Source organism: Ornithinimicrobium panacihumi (assembly GCF_052073805.1).
Classification (GTDB): Bacteria; Actinomycetota; Actinomycetes; order Actinomycetales; family Dermatophilaceae; genus Ornithinicoccus; species Ornithinicoccus panacihumi.
This window is the reverse complement of record NZ_JBQGWG010000001.1, coordinates 295,131-314,007: the sequence shown is the minus strand read 5'-3', so window position 1 is coordinate 314,007 and position 18,877 is coordinate 295,131. Positions and strand designations below refer to the sequence as shown.

At 71.6% G+C, this 18,877-nt stretch carries 20 protein-coding genes; 11 read left to right on the top strand and 9 right to left on the bottom strand.

Annotated elements, in window-relative coordinates; translation table 11 throughout:
• Positions 1-42 precede the first annotated feature (42 nt).
• Positions 43-834 (bottom strand): enoyl-CoA hydratase/isomerase family protein, encoded by a 792-nt coding sequence (locus tag ACTMMA_RS01515; RefSeq protein WP_441188326.1) that lies wholly within the window; start codon positions 832-834, stop codon positions 43-45.
• Positions 834-1,757 (bottom strand): biotin--[acetyl-CoA-carboxylase] ligase, encoded by a 924-nt coding sequence (locus ACTMMA_RS01510; protein WP_441188325.1) that lies wholly within the window; start codon positions 1,755-1,757, stop codon positions 834-836. Before ACTMMA_RS01510 ends, ACTMMA_RS01515 begins: the two co-directional genes overlap by 1 nt.
• A gap of 24 nt (positions 1,758-1,781) precedes the next feature.
• Between ACTMMA_RS01510 and ACTMMA_RS01505 the strand changes: the two genes are divergently transcribed.
• Positions 1,782-3,392 (top strand): acyl-CoA carboxylase subunit beta, encoded by a 1,611-nt coding sequence (locus ACTMMA_RS01505; protein WP_441188324.1) that lies wholly within the window; start codon positions 1,782-1,784, stop codon positions 3,390-3,392.
• Positions 3,389-3,682 (top strand): acyl-CoA carboxylase subunit epsilon, encoded by a 294-nt coding sequence (locus ACTMMA_RS01500; RefSeq protein WP_441188323.1) that lies wholly within the window; start codon positions 3,389-3,391, stop codon positions 3,680-3,682. Before ACTMMA_RS01505 ends, ACTMMA_RS01500 begins: the two co-directional genes overlap by 4 nt.
• Positions 3,683-3,802: 120 nt before the next feature.
• Here ACTMMA_RS01500 and ACTMMA_RS01495 read toward each other — a convergent pair whose 3' ends face one another.
• Together ACTMMA_RS01495 and ACTMMA_RS01490 are read right to left on the bottom strand one after the other, a co-directional pair.
• Entirely contained in the window at positions 3,803-4,501 is a 699-nt protein-coding gene (locus ACTMMA_RS01495; RefSeq protein WP_441188322.1) for an MOSC domain-containing protein, read from the bottom strand.
• 4 nt (positions 4,502-4,505) lie between these two features.
• Complete coding sequence (locus ACTMMA_RS01490; RefSeq protein WP_441188321.1) at positions 4,506-5,288, bottom strand: methyltransferase domain-containing protein; 783 nt, start codon at positions 5,286-5,288, stop codon at positions 4,506-4,508.
• Between the two features lie 28 nt (positions 5,289-5,316).
• Here ACTMMA_RS01490 and ACTMMA_RS01485 point away from each other — a divergent pair, with 28 nt between their 5' ends.
• The 5 genes from ACTMMA_RS01485 to ACTMMA_RS01465 all read left to right on the top strand — a co-directional run bounded on the left by ACTMMA_RS01485 (position 5,317) and on the right by ACTMMA_RS01465 (position 11,945).
• Positions 5,317-7,062, top strand: a complete 1,746-nt coding sequence (locus ACTMMA_RS01485) for a DUF885 domain-containing protein (protein ID WP_441188320.1) — start codon at positions 5,317-5,319, stop codon at positions 7,060-7,062.
• A 160-nt stretch (positions 7,063-7,222) separates the two neighbouring features.
• Entirely contained in the window at positions 7,223-9,253 is a 2,031-nt protein-coding gene (locus tag ACTMMA_RS01480; protein WP_441188319.1) for a hypothetical protein, read from the top strand.
• A gap of 84 nt (positions 9,254-9,337) precedes the next feature.
• Positions 9,338-9,961, top strand: a complete 624-nt coding sequence (locus ACTMMA_RS01475; RefSeq protein WP_441188318.1) for a Maf family protein — start codon at positions 9,338-9,340, stop codon at positions 9,959-9,961.
• Between the two features lie 237 nt (positions 9,962-10,198).
• Positions 10,199-11,497, top strand: coding sequence for an NAD(P)/FAD-dependent oxidoreductase (locus ACTMMA_RS01470; protein ID WP_441188317.1), 1,299 nt, complete (start codon positions 10,199-10,201; stop codon positions 11,495-11,497).
• 220 nt (positions 11,498-11,717) lie between these two features.
• Positions 11,718-11,945 carry a hypothetical protein gene (locus tag ACTMMA_RS01465; protein WP_441188316.1) on the top strand — a complete coding sequence of 76 codons (228 nt, stop codon included), beginning with the start codon at positions 11,718-11,720 and terminating at the stop codon, positions 11,943-11,945.
• Positions 11,946-11,977: 32 nt separating this feature from the next.
• On the opposite strand, the gene paaE is transcribed toward ACTMMA_RS01465, so the two are convergent.
• From paaE to paaA, 5 genes are read right to left on the bottom strand one after another with little or no spacing between them, the layout of a single operon-like run.
• Positions 11,978-13,099 carry a 1,2-phenylacetyl-CoA epoxidase subunit PaaE gene (gene paaE, locus ACTMMA_RS01460; protein WP_441188315.1) on the bottom strand — a complete coding sequence of 374 codons (1,122 nt, stop codon included), beginning with the start codon at positions 13,097-13,099 and terminating at the stop codon, positions 11,978-11,980.
• Positions 13,100-13,110: 11 nt separating this feature from the next.
• On the bottom strand, positions 13,111-13,680 hold the full coding sequence (paaD, locus tag ACTMMA_RS01455) for a 1,2-phenylacetyl-CoA epoxidase subunit PaaD (RefSeq protein WP_441188314.1): 570 nt from the start codon (positions 13,678-13,680) through the stop codon (positions 13,111-13,113).
• A 17-nt stretch (positions 13,681-13,697) separates the two neighbouring features.
• A complete protein-coding gene (gene paaC / locus ACTMMA_RS01450; RefSeq protein ID WP_441188313.1) occupies positions 13,698-14,516 on the bottom strand; it encodes a 1,2-phenylacetyl-CoA epoxidase subunit PaaC in 819 nt (272 codons plus the stop codon).
• The gene (gene paaB / locus ACTMMA_RS01445) at positions 14,513-14,797 is read right to left on the bottom strand and encodes a 1,2-phenylacetyl-CoA epoxidase subunit PaaB (RefSeq protein WP_441188312.1); all 285 of its coding nucleotides are present in this window, start codon (positions 14,795-14,797) and stop codon (positions 14,513-14,515) included. The genes paaC and paaB overlap by 4 nt, the downstream gene beginning before the upstream one ends.
• Positions 14,794-15,822 carry a 1,2-phenylacetyl-CoA epoxidase subunit PaaA gene (gene paaA / locus ACTMMA_RS01440; protein ID WP_441188311.1) on the bottom strand — a complete coding sequence of 343 codons (1,029 nt, stop codon included), beginning with the start codon at positions 15,820-15,822 and terminating at the stop codon, positions 14,794-14,796. Before paaA ends, paaB begins: the two co-directional genes overlap by 4 nt.
• A 94-nt stretch (positions 15,823-15,916) precedes the next feature.
• Here paaA and ACTMMA_RS01435 point away from each other — a divergent pair, with 94 nt between their 5' ends.
• Genes ACTMMA_RS01435 through ACTMMA_RS01420 form a run of 4 tightly spaced genes read left to right on the top strand, consistent with a single transcriptional unit; the run spans position 15,917 to position 18,751 of the window.
• Complete coding sequence (locus ACTMMA_RS01435) at positions 15,917-16,495, top strand: GNAT family N-acetyltransferase (RefSeq protein ID WP_441188310.1); 579 nt, start codon at positions 15,917-15,919, stop codon at positions 16,493-16,495.
• Positions 16,492-17,280: an AzlC family ABC transporter permease gene (locus tag ACTMMA_RS01430; RefSeq protein WP_441188309.1), complete on the top strand. Its 789-nt coding sequence runs from the start codon at positions 16,492-16,494 to the stop codon at positions 17,278-17,280. The genes ACTMMA_RS01435 and ACTMMA_RS01430 overlap by 4 nt, the downstream gene beginning before the upstream one ends.
• Positions 17,277-17,585 (top strand): AzlD domain-containing protein, encoded by a 309-nt coding sequence (locus ACTMMA_RS01425; RefSeq protein WP_441188308.1) that lies wholly within the window; start codon positions 17,277-17,279, stop codon positions 17,583-17,585. Before ACTMMA_RS01430 ends, ACTMMA_RS01425 begins: the two co-directional genes overlap by 4 nt.
• Positions 17,576-18,751, top strand: a complete 1,176-nt coding sequence (locus ACTMMA_RS01420) for a heparan-alpha-glucosaminide N-acetyltransferase domain-containing protein (RefSeq protein WP_441188307.1) — start codon at positions 17,576-17,578, stop codon at positions 18,749-18,751. The genes ACTMMA_RS01425 and ACTMMA_RS01420 overlap by 10 nt, the downstream gene beginning before the upstream one ends.
• Positions 18,752-18,877: the final 126 nt, after the last annotated feature.

Sequence of the window (18,877 nt, the reverse complement as noted above, 5' to 3'; positions counted from 1 at the left end):
CAGCTCCTGCCGTCATGTCCGTCACCTTCCCCTGCCCACCCCTCACCGGCCGGGCCACTCCGGGCGCCTCTTCTCGGCAAAGGCTGCCACACCCTCCTTGCGGTCCCCGCTGAAGGCCGTGGCGCGCCAGCAGCCGTCCTCGATCTCCAGGCCGGAGGCCAGGTCGGTGCCCATGCCCAGCCGCATGGCCTTCTTGGCGTTGCGGACGCCGACGGGAGAGTGCCCGGCGATGAGGGTCGCCAGCGCCAGGGCGCGGTCGCGGGCGGTGCCCGGGGGCACCACCTCGTCGACGACGCCCAGCTCGTGGCCCTCGGCCGCGGTCATCTTGCGGGCGGTGAAGATCATCGACGCCGCCCTGGACCAGCCGACCCGCCGGGTGACCAACTGCGTGCCACCCCCGCCGGGGATGACGCCGACGCTCACCTCGGGCAGCCCGACCGTCGCGCCCTCGCCGGCGACGATGATGTCGCACGACAGCGCGATCTCCATCCCGCCGCCCAGCGCGAAGCCGTCGACGGCCGCAATGGCCGGCATCGGCAGGTCCAGCACGCCACGGTAGGCCTGCTTGCTCACCAGCCGGTGGTCCATCATCTGGGCGTCGGTGAAGCCGTTGCGCTCCTTGAGGTCGGCCCCGACGCAGAACGCCTTCTCGTGGCTGCTGGCGACCACGACCGCCCGCACGGTGGGGTCGGCCGCCAGGTCGGCGGTCACCGCGGTGATCTCCTCGGCGAGCTCGGTGTTGATGGCGTTCATCGCCGAGGGTCGGTCCAGCACCAGCTCGACGACGTGGCCGTCGGCGTGCCGGTTCAGGGTGAGCATCGTGGGTGCGTGCATCAGGCCAGGTTATCGGTGCCGGGCCGGTCCGGGGCGCGCGCGTGCTGCACGTCACCGGCGTGGTGGGCGCTGCGACCGGACGGCCCCTCGAGCACCAACGCACCCGAACGGTCGAGGCCCGTCGCGGTTCCTTCGACCCGGCTCCCGTCCGGCCGAAGCACTGCCACGCGCGCCCCGATCGTCAGACTCTTCTTCAGGTATGCGGCGCTCACTCGCCCCACCCTGTCCTCGCCGTCCTGGTCGTCACCGGACCTCCTGCCCTGCGTGTCGCCCGCACCCGCGAGCTCGTCGTGGGCCCGCGCCAGGTGCTCCAGGTAGGCGGTCAGGAAGTCCTCCCGCGCGCCCTCCGGCAGCGGGGCCCCTCCGCGGGCCAGCCGCCAGGACGTGGCCGTCGGCACCGGCAGCTGCCCGACCGTGTGGTCGACGTTCAGGCCGGTCCCGATGACGACGGCCCCCGACCCCGCGACCTGGGCGAGGGTGCCGGCGATCTTGCCCCACCGCATACCCTCCGCCTCCAGGACCGGCTCCTGCTGCCTCGTGGTCACCTCGTCGGTCCCCTGCGCGATCGCCTCGTGGGAGGGGGCCACACCCGACGCGCCGTCGCGCAGGGGCACGAGGACGTCATTGGGCCACTTGAGCCCGGCCGTGACCGGCCACCGGCTCTCCTCCAGCGCCCGGGCGACCGCCAGACCCGCGACGAGAGGCAGCCAGCCCATCAGGTCAGCCTGCACGGGAGGCACGACGACGCTGATCGCCAGGCCGGTGCCGGGCGGCGACTGCCAGCTCCGGCCCAGGCGTCCCAGACCCCCGCTCTGGTGGTCGGCGACCACGACACGGCCGATCCGGGGATCGCGCAGCGCTTCCACGTTGGTCGAGCCGATCGTCTCGTGGTGCTCCTGCGCTGCCCACCGCAACATCTCCATGGCGGCAAGGCTAAGTTGTGAACCATGACCGACACCGTCAGCACCGGCAGCACCGGCCCGGACCTGCGCACCACGAGCGGCCGCCTGGACGACTATCGGCACCGCGTGGACGAGGCAGTCAACGCCGGCTCCGCCAAAGCTGTCGAGAAGCAGCACGCCAAGGGCAAGAAGACCGCACGTGAGCGGATCGAGGCCCTCCTCGACGAGGACTCCTTCACCGAGCTGGACGCCCTCGCCCGCCACCGCTCCACGGCCTTCGGCCAGGAGAAGAACCGGCCCTACGGCGACGGCGTGGTGACCGGCTACGGCACCATCGACGGCCGCACGGTCGCGGTCTTCGCCCAGGACTTCACGGTCTTCGGCGGCTCGCTGGGCGAGGTCTTCGGCGAGAAGATCGTCAAGGTCATGGATCTGGCGATGAAGATCGGCTGCCCCGTGATCGGCATCAACGACTCCGGCGGCGCCCGCATCCAGGAGGGTGTCGTGGCGCTCGGCCTCTACGCCGAGATCTTCAAGCGCAACGTGCACGCCAGCGGCGTGATCCCGCAGATCTCGCTGGTCGTGGGCCCGTGCGCCGGTGGCGCCGTCTACTCCCCGGCGATCACCGACTTCGTGGTCATGGTCGACCAGACCTCGCACATGTTCATCACGGGGCCCGACGTGATCAAGACCGTCACCGGTGAGGACGTCACCTTCGAGGAGCTGGGCGGTGCGCGCACGCACAACACCACCTCCGGCGTGGCGCACTACATGGGCAGCGACGAGGACGACGCCATCGACTACGTCAAGGAGCTGCTGGGCTACCTGCCGCAGAACAACCTCGAGGACGCGCCCGCCTATGACGTCGGCGAGGACGAGGAGGTCGGCGACGACGACCTGGCGCTCGACACGCTCATCCCGGACAGCCCGACGATGCCCTACGACATCAAGACCGCGATCGAGACGGTGCTGGACGACGGGGACTTCCTGGAGGTCCAGCCGCTCTTCGCGCCCAACATCGTCGTCGGCTTCGGCCGGGTCGAGGGACGCTCGGTCGGCATCGTGGCCAACCAGCCGATGCAGCTGGCCGGCACCCTCGACATCGACGCCTCCGAGAAGGCAGCCCGCTTCGTGCGCACCTGCGACGCCTTCAACATCCCGATCCTGACCTTCGTCGACGTCCCGGGCTTCCTGCCCGGCACCGACCAGGAGTTCGGCGGCATCATCCGGCGTGGCGCCAAGCTGCTCTACGCCTACGCCGAGGCCACCGTGCCGCTGGTGACGGTCATCACCCGCAAGGCCTACGGCGGCGCCTACGACGTCATGGGCTCCAAACACCTGGGGGCCGACATCAACCTGGCCTGGCCGACTGCCCAGATCGCGGTCATGGGTGCCCAGGGCGCGGCCAACATCCTCTACCGCAGGCAGCTGCAGGAGGTCGCCGACGCCGGTGGCGACGTCGAGGCCGAGCGCGCACGCCGGATCCAGGAGTATGAGGACACCCTCGCCAATCCCTACATCGCGGCCGAGCGTGGCTACATCGACGCGGTGATCGAGCCCTCCCGCACCCGGGTCGAGGTCGCTCGCGCGCTGCGCCACCTGCGGTCGAAGCGGTCCAACCGCGCGCCCCGCAAGCACGGGAACATCCCGCTGTGAGCGCCGACATCGCCATCGAGGCCCCGGGCGTGACGGGCGAGCCCGCGGCGACGGGGGAGCCGACGACCACCCCGGCGCCCTCCGGCGAGACCCCGGTCATCCGGGTGGAGCGCGGCAATCCCACCCCCGAGCAGCTGGCGGCCCTCACCGTCGTGCTCTCGGCCGCCGGTGGCGGGGAGGTCGAGGGGCAGAGCCGGCAGCGGACGCTGTGGACGGCCCGGTCCCGCTTCGCCCGCCCGCGTCCGGCGGTGGGCCCCGGCGGCTGGCGCGCCTCCTCGCTCCCGCGCTGATCTCAGCCCTCCCACGCTGATCCCCTGGCTCCCGCGCTGACCCCCTGGCTCCCGCGCTGACCCCCTGGCTCCCGCGCTGACCCGTCACGTGGTCAGAGCCTGACCCGGCTGCTCCGCCAGTCAGCCCCTGGCATCGGCCAGTCGACGGACCAGCCGGTCGTGGTACATCGCCGGGTAGCACCCTGCCGAGACCACCTCGGCCGCAGCATCGTCATCTCCCATGGCGGCCGCGAAGGCGATCCTCATGGTCACGTCGTGGTCGGGCGGCGGCAGCACCTCGATCCGGTCGCCCGGCCGGATGATGCCGGGCCTGATCACCCGCAGGTAGACCCCGCACCTGCCCCGCTGCGCGAAGGCCTTCGTCCATCCCGGCTCGGCCATGTGGATCGCGAAGGTCGAGCACGGCGTGCGCGGCACCGACACCTCGAGGACCACCTCGTCCTCCGGAGCCTGCCGGTCACGCGACGCCGGGACGATCCTGAGCCGCTGGTTGATCCGCAGCCCCTCGAGGTCCACGTGGTCTACGGTGAGATTCTCGCCGAACCAGCCGTCCCGCAGCGGCCGACCCAGTTCAGCTTCCCAGCGGTCCAGCTCGGACCTGCTGAACGCGTAGACCGCCTTGTGGGCCCCTCCGTGGTGCTTCTCGTCCCCCACCAGGTCGCCGACGACCCCACCACCGTCGCCATAGCTCGGCCCAGGCGTGAAGACCTCGATCTGCGGGGTCGGGTGCTTGTCGATCCCGGTCCTTCGCCGTGCCCGACCGCCGGCCGGCTTGGGGACGGCCACGTTGGTGGAGCGGACGACTGGGACTGTGAGCATGGGGTCAGCCCCGCACGTGGCAGACCGCGAACACCCGGCGGAAGCGCAGGACGACGCCGACCTTGGACCGGGGGTAGGCCCGGCGCAGCCCGGCCTTGAGCTCGTCCTCGAAGTCCTCCCGCAGGTCGGGCGGCAGCGCGTCCAGCGTCGGCCGCGCGCCGGTCGCGGAGATCCAGCTGAAGACGGGGTCCGGGTCGTTGCCCTCCGGGTCGAGGACGTGCAGATAGGTGGTCTCCCAGGAGTCCACCTCCCCGAGCTCCCCCAGCACCTTCAGGTAGGCCTCCGGGTCGTGGCTGGCCGGCTCCTCGACCCCGGCGACGTGCTCGGCATACGGATCCTTCGCCTTGAGGCGCCGCCGCAGGATGTGGCTGAGCTCCCCGAAGTTGCCCGGCACCGTCATCGCGAACCACCCGCCCGGGCGCACGCGCCGCACCAGGTCGGGCAGCAGCTCGAGGTGCCCGGGCACCCACTGCAGCGTCGCCGTGGACACCAGCACGTCGACCACGTCGTCCCCCGTCGCCCACTCCCGCAGGTCCGCCACCTGCGCGTCCGCCCCCGCCTCACGGGCCGCTGCCACCATGGCCTCGCTCGTGTCCAGCCCCACCACCTCGGCCTCGGGCCAGCGCTGCCCCAGCTGGAGCAGCCCGCGGCCGGGACCGCACCCGAGGTCCACGACCCTGCTGGCCTGCACGTCGGCCGGCACCCGGGCCAGGAGCTCGGTGAACGGCCGGTCCCGCTCCGCGGCGAAGCTCGAGTAGTGGCCAGGGTCCCAGGTATCCGTCGTCACGTCCTTCAGGGTAGGCCGAAGGCCCGACATGCCGTCGCGGGTGTCGGTGCGGGCAGGTAGGTTGCTTGACGTGACCGACACCACGACCCAGACCGGCGGGGCCCGCCCGCAGACCGAGATCGATCGCCTCGCCGAGGCCTACCTGGACGCCATCGTGGCGATGAGCCCGATGCACTCGACCTATCTGGGCGTCCCGGGGCAGGACGACCGCCTCGACGACCTGTCGATCGAGGGCCTGCGGGCGCTCCGTGACCGTTGTGCGCTGACCCTGGAGGAGCTGGACCGGCTGGCGCCGGAGGACGACGTCGACAAGGTCACCGCGGCTGCGATGCGCGAGCGGCTGGGCCTGCAGAAGGAAGAGCTGGACCTGGTCCTCGACGGCGGTGCCCCGGTCGACCTCAATGTCATCGCCTCCGCTCCGCAGGGCGTGCGAGACATCTTCGACCTGATGCCCAAGGAGACCCCCCAGCACTGGGGCAACATCATCTCCCGCCTCGACGCCGTGCCGGCCGCCATGGAGCAGTACATCTCCGCCCTGCGCTGGTGCGCCGAGCAGGGCCAGGTCGCTCCCCTGCGCCAGGTCACCAAAGTCGCCGAGCAGTGCCGCGACCAGGCCGGCACCGAGGCGAGCAGCTTCGACGCGCTCCCCGGCGAGGCGGAGGCCCAGGACGAGCAGACCCTGGCCCGGCTGGCGACCGCGATCGACGGTGCGAAGAAGGCCTACGCCGCGCTCGCCACATACCTGGAAGAAGAATTGGCGCCGCAGGCGCCGGAGTCGGACGCCTGCGGCCGGGAGCTCTACGCCCTGCGGTCGCGCTCGTTCCTCGGTGCCACGATCGACGTGGAGGAGACCTACCGGTGGGGGCAGGAGGAGCTGGCCCGGATCACCGCGATGATGGAGGAGACCGCCGAGCAGATCCGTCCCGGCGCCACCGTCAAGGAGGCCGTCGCGATCCTCGACGAGGACCCGCGCTACCAGCTCGAGGGCACCGACGCGCTTCGAGAGTGGATGCAGGTCAAGGCGGACGAGGCCGTGGCCAACCTCGCCGACAGCCACTTCGACATCCCCGAGCCGGTCCGGCGGATCGAGTGCATGATCGCGCCGAGCCAGACGGGCGGGATCTACTACACCGGCCCCTCCGAGGACTTCACGCGGCCGGGACGGATGTGGTGGTCGGTGCCCAAGGGCGTGACCACGTTCTCGACCTGGCGCGAGCTCACGACCGTCTACCACGAGGGCGTGCCGGGGCACCACCTGCAGATCGGGCAGACGGTCTACCGTTCCGAGCTGCTCAACCGCTGGCGCCGCCTCGACTCCTGGACCTCCGGGCACGGGGAGGGCTGGGCGCTCTACAGCGAGTGGCTGATGGCGGACCTGGGCTACATGGACGACCCCGGGGACCGTATGGGGCTCCTCGACGCCCAGTCTCTCCGCGCGGCCCGGGTGGTCATCGACATCGGTGTCCACTGCGGTTTCGAGGCCCCGCAGGAGGTCGGCGGCGGCGAGTGGACCTATGACAAGGCGTGGGAGTTCCTCAACAACCACGTCAACATGGAAGAGGGCTTCGTCCGCTTCGAGCTGGACCGCTATCTGGGCTGGCCGGGCCAGGCACCGTCCTACAAGATCGGCGAGCGTCTCTGGCTCGAGCTGCGCGACACGGTGCGTGAGCAGGAGGGCGAGGACTTCGACCTCAAGGCCTTCCACCGTCGGGCGCTCGATATCGGTGGCGTCGGTCTCGACACGCTGCGTGCGGCGGTGCTCGGCGAGCTCTGAGGGAGTCGTCTCGGGCACGCCCTGTCCACATCCCCCACGGCACGTGGCGGGTTGTCCACACGCCGGGCGAGGTGCTTGATCCCAGGCCTGCATCGGGTACTTTTGATGTAGAACATCTGTTCGATCAGCAGGCGGGTGACGAGTCCGGGAGGGGGACCCCATGGCGACGACGACGGAGCCTGACGTCCCTGCTCCCGAAGATCCAAGCCTCGGGGTCCTGGCCATCCTCGCCGCCTCAAGGTCGGGTCTGGACGCCAGGCTCATCGAGGGCGCGGCGCTCACCGTGGCCAGCACAGGTCACGCATTGCTCGCGCACAAGGGCTTCACCTCCGTCGAGGAGCTCACGCCGGCCCAGCGGAAGAAGTGGCGCGCGGAGGCCAAACGCCTCACCTGCGCCGAGCTCGAGGTCAAGCTCGGACTAGGGGTCCACGAGGCACGTGTCCTCGTCGGGCTCGCCTGCGCCCCGGCACCCACCCGCGACCAGGTGGTCACGGCCCTCGACCGGGGATGGGCCACGTGGACCCAGGCCAAGGCCTTCTGGGAGCGGTGCGGCTCACTCCCCCACGAGCAGGGCGCGCTGGTCGCCGAAGCCATGTTCGGGGCGGAGGCGGCGACCGCGGACCGGGCCAGGCTCGATCCGGACGGCGACCTCAGGGATTCCCCCTGGCAGCACGACCAGTACCGCGCCGCCCTGGAGCGCCAGGCCCTTGCGGTGGAGGGTGCCGACGTCCAGGCGGAGCGTGCGCGCCGGAGGGCGGCCTATGCTGCCCGTCGCGCAGGCATGACCGTCCATGACGACGGGACGGCGACGCTGACCCTCACCGGCCCCCTGGTCACCATGTGCGGCGTCCACACCCGCATCGACCGGATCGCGCGTCTGCTCCGCAAGGCTGGCGACCCGCGGACGCTCGACCAGCTCCGATGCGACGTGGCCGCGGCCCTCCTGCTGCACGGCACTCTCGACTTCCCCGAGGGGCACGAGGAGGACCTGTCCCCCGCCGACCTGGAGCGGATCAGCATGATCGTCAACGCTCAGCCGGCCGTGCACGTGAAGGTGATCGTCCCGTGGGACGTGCTCAGCGGGCAGGCCGCCTGCGCCCACTGCCAGGAGCCGCTCGAGCTACCGGGCGCGGACAGCGTGGCTCAGTCTGAGCAGGGACAGGCTGACCAGGGACAGCCCGATCGGGGACAGCCCGATCAGGGGCAGCCTGATCAGGGACAGCCAGGCAAGGACGTACCGCCCGCCGACAGCAGCGCGACGGTGCCGTCCAGCGGCGCGACGGTGCCATCCAGCGGCGCAGTCGGTGAGATCATCGGCCGCCATCCCGCCTTCATCTCACCCGGCCACGCTCGTGAGCTGGCGATCCAGCCCGGCACCATCCTCTCCCGGCTCCTGACCGACCCGGTCGACGGAAGACTCGTCCTGGAGCCGATCACCAGCTATCGGCCCAACGCGGAAATGCGAAGACACATCGCCGCGGCGGACGTCTACTCCCGAGCGCCTGGCCCACGACAACCGATGGTCAACTGCGAGCTCGACCACGTGGTGCCATGGGGACCTGTCCATGAGGGACCGACGGCCGTGCGCAACCTGGCCGGGCTGTCCAAGCGCCCGCACGACTTCAAGACCAAAGGTTGGTGGGACTGCATCATCAACGATCGGCGCGACCTGACCTGGTCGACTCTCCTCGGTCAGAGCTACGCCACGCGCCCGCACGACTACCGGCAGTACTTCTCCGGCCCCGCCCTCGGCCGCCCCTGGCGACAAGCCCTGGACGACGCCGCACCGGTGGACCCTGCCCTGTCGCAGGGCCACCCCGCGGAGCGGGTCGACCTCGAGGATCGGCTGCACCTGATCAACCAGGCCTTGTATGCAGCACTCGCTCACCGGGGCGCGGGCGCCTTCCTCCTCGATGAGGACGACCACCCCGGCACGGGCGAGCACGGCGGGCCCCTGGCCGGCTGGATGTGGATCACCCACACCAGCCGCAAGACCGGCCGTCGTCGAGCGGGCGCCCCCGCTGACGCGCCGACGCCGGAGGATGTCCTGGGGCTGGTCCGCGAGGGGCCGGCTCCGGAGCACGAGCAGGAACAGGAGCAGTCACAGAAGCAGTCACAGGAGCATTCGTCGCCCCCGCCGAAGAACACACCGTGGGACCAGCGAGAGTGCGACGAGCCACCCCCGTTCTAGAGTCGCCACCACCCCGGACCGACCGGCCCGACCGCGGAGGAGGCGTCCTCGTCGTCCTGGACGGGCTCCGACTACTCTGACCGCGTGATCCGCCTGATCCTGGCCTCCGCCTCCCCCGCCCGTCTCGCCACCCTACGCAGCGCCGGAGTCCGGCCGGACGTCATCGTCTCCGGCGTCGACGAGGACGCCGCCCTGGCCGAGGCACGGGCCCGGCACGGGGAGCTCGAGCCGGCCGACGTCGCCCTGACCCTGGCCCGGGCCAAGTGCGAGACCGTCGCCGCCGAGCACGAGACCGAGGCGATCGTGCTCGGCTGCGACTCGGTCCTGGAGCTGGAGGGCGAGATCTACGGCAAGCCCGGATCGGCGGAGATCGCCATCGAGCGTTGGCGAGCGATGCGCGGACGGAGCGGGACGCTGCATACCGGGCACTGGGTCGTGGACGACCGCGAGGAGGGGACGGGCGGCACCCTGGGCGCCACAGCCTCGACCCTCGTCCACTTCGCCGACCTGTCCGACGACGAGATCGAGGCCTACGTCGCCACCGGCGAGCCTCTTCAGGTGGCCGGAGCCTTCACCGTCGACGGCCTGGGCGGGCCCTATGTCACGAGCATCGAGGGCGACTACCACGCAGTCGTGGGCGTGAGCCTGCCCCTGCTGCGGGAGCTCCTCCTGGAGCTGGGCATCGCCTGGCACGACCTGCGTCACTAGTTGACCCACCCCACCAGGTGGAGACCCGACGGGCCTTCACCGGAAGTTCGTGGCCCCAGGTGGGTGCCAGGCTGACCCTCTCCCCCAGCCTGGGATGATGGACCGTTTCGGCCTGCGCCGCTGAGGATCCCACCGCCGGCACGGGTGCCCCGGACAGCCTCCCGGCCCACCGGTTCGTCGGAATGCCTCCCCGCCTGTCAAGATGGAAGTTGGCATTGTCATGACGAGGAGGTCGGTGTGTCCGTCGGTGCGCGCAGGGTCGCGGTGGTCGGAGCGGGGATGGTGGGGCTGTCAACCGCATGGTTCCTGCAGGAGAAGGGGGTCGAGGTCACGGTCATCGACCGGGAGGGCGTCTCGGCCGGGTCCTCGTGGGGCAACGCCGGGTGGCTGACCCCGGCGATCGCAACCCCGCTCCCCGAGCCGGCGGTGCTGCGGTACGGCATCAGCGCCGTCCTGAGCTCGACCTCCCCGGTCTACGTGCCGCCCAAGGCAGACCCGCGCCTCGCCAGGTTCGTCGCCGGGTTCATGCGCCACAGCACGGCCAACCGCTGGAACAAGGCCATGCAGGCCCTCATCCCGGTCAACGCCCAGTCGCTGGAGGCCTTCGACACCCTGACCTCGAACGGCGTCGCGGCGCCCACCCACGAGGCCGAGCAGTTCATCGCCGGCTACACCGACGTGTCCGCGGTCAAGACGCTGCTCGACGAGTTCAAGCAGATCGCCTCTGCCGGAGGACATGTCGACCATGAGCTCATCTCCGGCGACGAGGCCCGCCGCCGCGAGCCGGCCGTGGCCGACAGCGTCGAGGCCGCCGTCCTGATCCGGGGGCAGCGCTACCTGGACCCGACCCTGTTCGTCGACGCCCTGGCCGACTCGGTCCGCGAGCGCGGCGGGGAGATCATCGTCGGCAGCCAGGTCACCGAGATCGAGGACCGGGGCAGCACCGTCAAGCTGGACGCCACCGCAGGTGGCGCGGGCGTCTACGACTCCGTGGTGGTGGCCACCGGCGCCTGGCTGGGCGACCTCGTCCACCACTACGGCGTCACCCAGGTGGTCCAGGCCGGCCGCGGCTACTCCTTCAGCGTCGAGACCGACAACATGCCCGCCGGGCCCCTCTACTTCCCCGAGCAGCGGGTGGCGATCACGCCCCTGGGCGAGCGGCTGCGCGTCGCCGGGATGATGGAGTTCCGCCGCCCCGACGAGCCGCTGGACCCGCGCCGCATCACCGCGATCGTCGAGTCCACCCGCGAGCTGCTCCGCGGCGCCGACCTGGACCGCCGCCTGGACGAGTGGGTCGGCTCCCGTCCGTGCACCGCCGACGGCCTGCCGCTCATCGGTCGCACCGACTCCGAGCGCGTCTTCGTCGCAGGGGGCCACGGCATGTGGGGCATCACGCTGGGGCCGATCACCGGTCAGCTGCTCGCCGAGCAGATGGTCACCGGGGAGGTCCCGGCGGCGCTCACGCCGTTCGACCCGCGCCGCAAGCTCAGCTGGGCACCGAGCCGGATCCGTCGGGCGTCAGCCGCCTCCGCCTGAGCTCCCGACCGCCGGCCACGCACCTCCGCGCAGATCCTCCGAGGGGTATGAGGCTTCCTCGCCCCTCGGAGGTCCGTGCACCGCGGGACGGGTGCGGGTGCCGCGGGACGGGGTGTGGCGTGCACCGCGGGACGGGTGGGCGTGCGCTGCGGGACGGGGTGGCCTGGCGCTGCGGGACGGGTGCGGGTGCCGACCCGAGCCCTGTTCTAGAGTAGGTCGTGTGGCGCTGACCATCCCCAAGGACAACACCGGACTCTCCCTGCCCTACCGGGTGCTGTGGCGGACGAAGTACATCCTGCTCACCTTCATGGGCCCCGCCGACCAGCACGGGATGCGTGACCCGCGCTTCCAGATGCGGTCGCAGCGGTGGGCCAAGGTGCGGGCCGCCCGCGAGGCCAAGGGGCTGCCGCCGCTGCCCGAGCCTGAGGCACACGCCAACAAGCGCTAGCCCGGGTCGGCCCGGTCGGCGACGATGTGGGCTCAGGCGTCGTAGTCGATGGTGACAGTGTCGGTGACCGGGTGCGACTGGCACATGAGGGCGTAGCCGCGCTCGACCTCGTCCGGCTCCAGCGCATAGTTGCGGTCCATCCGGATCTCGCCGTCGACGACCTTGGCCCGGCACGTCCCGCAGACACCACCGGTGCACGAGAAGGGTGCGTCCGGCCGCTCGATCAGGGTCGCGGCCAGGATGGTCTGGTCCTTGGACCTCATCGGCACGGTCGTGGTGCGCCCGTCCAGCGTCACGGTGGCGACCGCGACCGGCGGCGCGTCCGGAGCGACCTCGACGGCCTCGGTCAGGACCGGGGTGCCGGCATCGTCGACGTGGAAGATCTCGTGGTGGACGTGGGCCGCGTCGACGTCACGCTCGGCCAGGACCGTCCGCACCGTCTCGACCATCTCGAACGGACCGCACAGGTACCACTCGTCCACCTCGTCCTCGGGGATGAAGGTGGCCAGGAACTCCTCGAACTTGGCCCGGTCGATCCGCCCCGTGAACAGCTCGACGTCCTGCACCTCGCGCGAGAGCACGTTGATCAGGGTGAAGCGGCCCGGGTAGCGGTTCTTGAGGTCCATCAGCTCCTCGAGGAACATGATGGAGTCGGTGCGGCGGTTGCCGAAGATGAGTGTGACCCGCGACTGCGGCTCCTCCTCCAGCACCGTGGTCAGCAGCGACAGCACCGGGGTGATGCCAGAGCCGGCCGCGATCCCGACGTGGTGCTTGCGGGCGGTCGGGTCGGTCGGGCAGACGAACGAGCCGAGCGGGCTCATCACCTGGAGCACGTCACCGGGCTTGACCTCGGAGTTCAGCCAGGAGGACATGACACCCTCGGGGACCCGCGCCGTCGCCACCCGGACCTCGCCGCGGCTGGCGGAGTCGGCGCGCGAGATGCAGCAGGAGTAGGACCGGCGCACCTCCTCGCCGCCCAGCGTGGCCTTGACGGTGAGGTGCTGGCCAGGCTCGAAGGCGAACTCCTCGCGCAGCTCCTCCGGCACCGCGAGGCTGATCGCCACCGCGTCATCGGTGAGCCGATCAACACGGCTCACGGTCAGGTCGTGGAAGGTCGCGCGGCGGCGCGTCGGCTGGGTGGTGATCAGGCTCACGAAGGTGTCTCCTACAGGGTCTTGAACTCGTCGAAGGGCTCGCGGCAGGTCAGGCAGCGCCGTAGGGCCTTGCAGGGGGTCGACCCGAACCGGGCCACCTCCTCGGTGTCCTCCGCGCCGCACAGCGGACAGGTCACCTGGCGCTTCTGGAGGGTGAGGGCGACCGGGCCACCACCGGCGGGTCCCTTCCCGTCGCCGTGCGCCCGCTCGCCGGTCGGCGGGGCGATGCCGAAGCGGCGCAGGTTCTCCCTGCCCTCCTCGTGCATCCAGTCGGTCGTCCACGCCGGCGACAGCTGGGTCACGACCTCGACGGGCACGCCCAGCCGGACGCCGACGGCACGGACGTCGTCGGCCATCACCTTCATGGCCGGACAGCCGGAGTAGGTCGGCGTGATCGTCACGCGCAGGCCCCCGCCCGTCTCGAAGGTGGCCCGCTGGATGTCACGGATGACACCGAGCTGATAGATCGTGATGACCGGGATCTCGGGGTCCGGGACCTCCTTGACCGCAGCCTCGGCCTGCTGCAGGAGACCCTCGAGGAGCTCGTCGGTGACGGGACCGCCCGGGGTGCGCGACTCCATACCTGCTCCTCCTCCCCTCACCAGGTGGCGCCGGGGTGGCTGCGCGCGATGTGCTGCATCTCCGCCAGCAGGTAGCCCATCGACTCGGAGTGGATGCCGTCGCGTCCGCCGCGGGCGTGCCAGCGGGGCTCGTCGGGCATGCTCAGGGTGGCTCGCTCCAGCACCTCGCCGACGTAGGCGTTGACGGCATCGGCGAGCGTCGAGGGCAGCACCCCGATGCCGGCGTCCGCGGCCCACCGTGCGGCCGGGTAGTCCTCGCCGAGCTCGGCGACGTAGGGGTGGACCGCGACCAGGCCGGCCTGCATCCGGGCGTGGCTCTCCTCGGTGCCGTCACCGAGCCGCAGCACCCACTGGGTGGCGTGGTCGCGGTGGTAGTCGACCTCCTTGATGGCCTTCTGCGCGATCCCTGCGAGGGTCTCGTCGGCCGAGTCGGTCAGCCGCGACCACAGCTCGTGCTGGTAGGCCGAGAACCACAGCATCCGGGCCATCTCCTGGCCGAAGTCGCCACGGGGCTGCTCCACGAGGTGGACGTTGCGGAACTCGCGCTCGTCGCGCAGCATCGCCAGCGCGTCCTCGTCCCGACCCTCGCCCTCGACCTCACCGGCGCGCGTCAGCAGCGAGCGCGCCTGACCGAGCAGGTCCAGACCCACGTTGCCCAGGGCCATGTCCTCCTCGATCTGGGGGGCGTGGGCGATCCAGGAGCCGAGCCGCTGCGCGTAGACGAGCGCGTCGTCACCGAGGCTGAGCAGGTATGCGGTGTGCTGCTCGGTCTCCGAGAGCTCGGGTCGCGTGCGGGAGCCGGCGATCTGGGCGTCGGCGAACTGGCTCCCCGTCACAGGTACTCCACGTCCTCGGGCACCTCGTAGAAGGTGGGGTGACGGTAGACCTTGTCGGCGGCCGGGTCGAAGAAGCTGTCCCGCTCACCGGGGCTGGAGGCGGTGATGTCCTCGGAGGCCACGACCCACAGGGACACGCCCTCCTGGCGTCGGGTGTAGAGGTCGCGGGCGTTGCGCAGCGCCATCTGGGCGTCGGGCGCGTGCAGCGACCCGGCGTGCACGTGGGCCAGACCCCTCTTGGCGCGGACGAAGACCTCCCACAGCGGCCAGTTGCTGCTCACGCGACTGCTCCTTCCTCGGCGCTGCGGCGCGCCTGCTTCTCGGCGTAGGCGACCGCGGCCTCGCGGACCCAGGCGCCCTCTTCGTGGGCGCCGACCCGGGTGGCCATCCGCTGGGTGTTGCACGGGCCGTCGCCCTTGAGGACGCGCCAGAACTCCTCCCAGTCGATCTGGCCGAAGTCCCAGTGGCCGCGCTCCTCGTTCCAGCGCAGGTCCGGGTCGGGCAGGGTGATGCCGAGCTTGATCGCCTGCGGCACGGTCATGTCGACGAACTTCTGACGCAGGTCGTCGTTGCTGAAGCGCTTGATGCCCCAGGCCATGTTCTGGGCAGTGTGGCCGTCCTTGGCCTTCTCCCCCGAGTCCTCCGGGCCGAACATCATCAGCGCGGGCCACCACCAGCGGTTGACGGCGTCCTGCAGCATCGCCTTCTGCTCCTCGGTGCCCTTGGACAGGGTCCACAGCGCCTCGAAGCCCTGGCGCTGGTGGAAGGACTCCTCCTTGCAGACGCGGATCATCGCGCGGGCGTAGGGCCCGTAGGAGCAGCGGCACAGGGGCACCTGGTTCATGATCGCGGCGCCGTCGACCAGCCAGCCGATGGTGCCGATGTCGGCCCAGGTCAGCGTGGGGTAGTTGAAGATCGAGGAGTACTTCTGCTTGCCGGAGTGCAGCTTGTCGAGCAGCTCGGCGCGGTCGACGCCGAGGGTCTCCGCGGCGGAGTAGAGGTAGAGCCCGTGCCCCGCCTCGTCCTGGACCTTGGCCATGAGGATGGCCTTGCGGCGCAGGCTGGGGGCCCGGGTGATCCAGTTGCCCTCCGGCTGCATCCCGATGATCTCGGAGTGGGCGTGCTGGGCGATCTGGCGGATCAGGGTGGAACGGTAGCCCTCGGGCATCGCGTCCCGGGGCTCGATCCGCTGGTCGTCGGCGATGAGGCCGTCGAAGTACTCCTGGAGAGCGGTGGTGTAGTCCTCGGTCTCCGCGGCATTCAGAGGGGCGGCGTCGTCGCTCGGCCCGAAGTCGTTGCCATACATGGTCCCAGTCTGCCAGACATCACCCCCTTTGTGACAGTGCCGACGTCGATCGACGGTGAACTTGTCACAAACATCCAGGTGGGAGACTGGGGCGATGAGCCACTCCCACGACGAATCGCACGGTGCCCCGGGCCCCCTGGCCGACGCCGCGGTGCGCACCGGTCGCCCCACGGACGCGCCGGCGGTCGGGCTGGTCCAGGCCTACGTGTGGCAGCACGAGCTGGTCGACCTCCTCCCCCGCGAGCAGCTGGACCAGCTCACCGGTCCGGCCTTCGGCAACGTCTGGCGCCGCTCGCTGGAGTCGCCGCCCTCGCCGCGCCACCGGCTCATGGTGGCCACGGCCGGGGCGCAGGTGGTGGGCTACCTGTCCCTGGGCCCGGCACCGGAGGAGCCCGGCCTCGAGGTGGAGACGACCGGCATGCTCTACGACGGCGGGGTGCACCCCGAGGCCCGACGCCAGGGCCACGGCTCGCGTCTCCTGAACGCCGCGGTCGACACCCTCCGCGCCGGGTCGGACGAGGTCGCGACGGTCGCGGTGTGGGTGCTGGCCGACGCCGACGCGACGCAGGCCTTCCTGCGCGGGGCGGGCTTCGAGCCGGACGGCGCCTGGCGCGAGCGCGAGGTGGAGGAGGGCCGGACGACGCGCGAGGTGCGCCTGGTGACCTCGCTGTGAACCTGTCGCCCACCACACCCTGGTGGCGTGGCCCCGGAGCCCGTCAGGGCCTGGCCGTCGGGATGGTGGGCCTCTACGGTGTCAGCGCCGGCGCGCTCGGCGTGGCCGCCGGACTCTCGGTCGCCCAGACGATGCTCACCTCGCTGCTGCTCTTCAGCGGCGGCTCGCAGTTCGCCTTCTACGGGGTGATCGGCACCGGCGGCAGCGGCCTGGCCGCCGCGGCCACCGCCACCCTGCTGGGACTGCGCAACGGCTTCTACGGCCTGGAGCTGTCCCGCGTGCTGGCCCCCGGCCCCCTGCTCCGTCCGCTCACCGCCCAGCTGACCATCGACGAGTCGACCGCCGTCGCCCTGGCCCAGGACGGCCAGCGGGAGTCACGCATCGGGTTCTACGTCACCGGCGTGGTGCTCTTCATCGTCTGGAACACCACGACCCTGCTCGGCGCCCTCGCCGGCAGCGCCATGGGCGACCCCAAGACCTACGGCCTCGACGCCGCCGCGGCGGCCGCCTTCGTAGCCCTGGTCTGGCCGCGCCTGTTCGGTCGCGGCGAGGACGGGCGGACCGGGCCGATCGCCACGGCCGCGCTGGCGATGATCCTGACCCTCGTCGCCGCCCCCTTCACCCCGACCGGCGTCGAGGTCCTCATCGGTGCCTGCGCCGCCCTGGTGATCGGCCTGCGGGATCGGGGCCGGGGCGGGGCCGAGCAGGCCGACCCGAGCAGGCTCGAGCCCGTCACCCGCGACGCCGAGGCGCTGCGCCACCTCGAGGACGGTGAGCCCCGATGAGCCTGTGGCTGGCCGTCGTGGCCGCGTGCCTGCTGGCCTTCCTGACCAAGTTCGCCGGCTATCTGGTCCCCGAGCGCATCCTGGAGGTGCCGTGGATCGAGCGGGTCGTCCCGCTCCTGACCGTGGCGCTGCTCTCGTCCCTGATCGTGACCCAAGGATTCCTGGACGGGCACGGCATACCGACCGTCGATGCGCGGGCGGCCGGCATCGGCGCCGCGCTCGTCCTGCTGCTGCTGCGCGCCCCCTTCATCGTGGTCGTGGCCGCGGCGGCGGTCGTCGCAGCCCTGGTGCGGGCATGGACGTGACCTTGCCCTCCGGCTCCGCCGGCGGCCGACGGGTCGTCGGCATCGACCTGGCCCGGATGCTCGCGCTCCTGGGGATGTATGCGGCGCACCTCACCACATCCCGCCAGCCCGACGCGCCCGGCGGCGTCGACCCGCTCTTCCAGGTGGTGGCGGGGCGGTCGTCGGCGCTGTTCGCCGTCCTGGCCGGGGTCGGCATCGTGCTGGCGAGCCGGTCGGCGATCGGGCGTGGCGAGGTGGGGCTGGCCCGGGGGCGGCTGGCGGTGCGGGCGCTGGCGGTGGCCGTGATCGGGCTGGTCCTGGGTCAGCTCGACTCGGGCCTGGCCGTCATCCTGACCTTCTACGGCCTGCTCTTCCTGTGCGCCATCCCGGTGCTGACATGGAGCGCGGGACGGCTCGCGTGGCTCGCGGCGGCCTGGGTCCTGGTGGCGCCCGTGGTGAGCCTGCTGCTGAGGCGGCAGGTCGAGGCCCCGGCCAAGCTGGTGCCCTCGATCCAGAGCCTGGCCGACCCGCTGACCTTGGGGTCCGAGCTGCTGCTGACGGGTTACTACCCGGTGCTGACCTGGGCGGCCTATCTGTTCGCCGGGATGGCCGTGGGCAGGCTGGACCTGCACTCCGGCTGGGTGGCCGGGCGGCTCGCGGTGGGCGGCGCCCTCCTGGCGTCGGCGACCGTGGCGGTCTCGGTGGCGCTGACCTCACGGCCCGAGGTGCGCGCGGCCCTGGTCGCCGACCCCCGTCGCCCCGTCGCCGGGTGGGATGAGCTGGACACCCAGCTGCGGACCGGGTTCTACGGCACGCACCCCACCGGGACGCCCTGGTGGCTGGGCGTCTGGTCGCCGCACAGCGGCAGCATCATCGACCTGGCCCACACCATCGGCAGCGCGCTGCTGGTGACCGGGCTGTGCCTGTGGCTGGTGCACGCCCTCACTTCGGTGCCGTGGCACGTCGTCGGCGGGGCCGGGGCTATGACCTTGACGCTCTACTCCACGCACGTGGCCGTGCTCGCCTCCCCCCTGGACCACAAGGGCCCGCTCGCCCTCTCGGTGCACTCCGCCGTCTCGATAGCCCTGGGCGCCCTCTTCGCCGCCTCGAAGGTCCGCGGTCCGCTCGAGCAGCTCGTCACGGCCGCGACCCGCACGATCGGCCCCGCCGGGCCCCCGCGCGCCTGAGCGGCCGCGAACCTGGCCTCCCAGACATCCCACCTCCTCATCCACGACCGGCGACACTGTCTGCCACCCACCGCGACACGGTCTGCTCCGAGAGCCCCCAGACCCTAGAGCACCCGCGACGTGCGA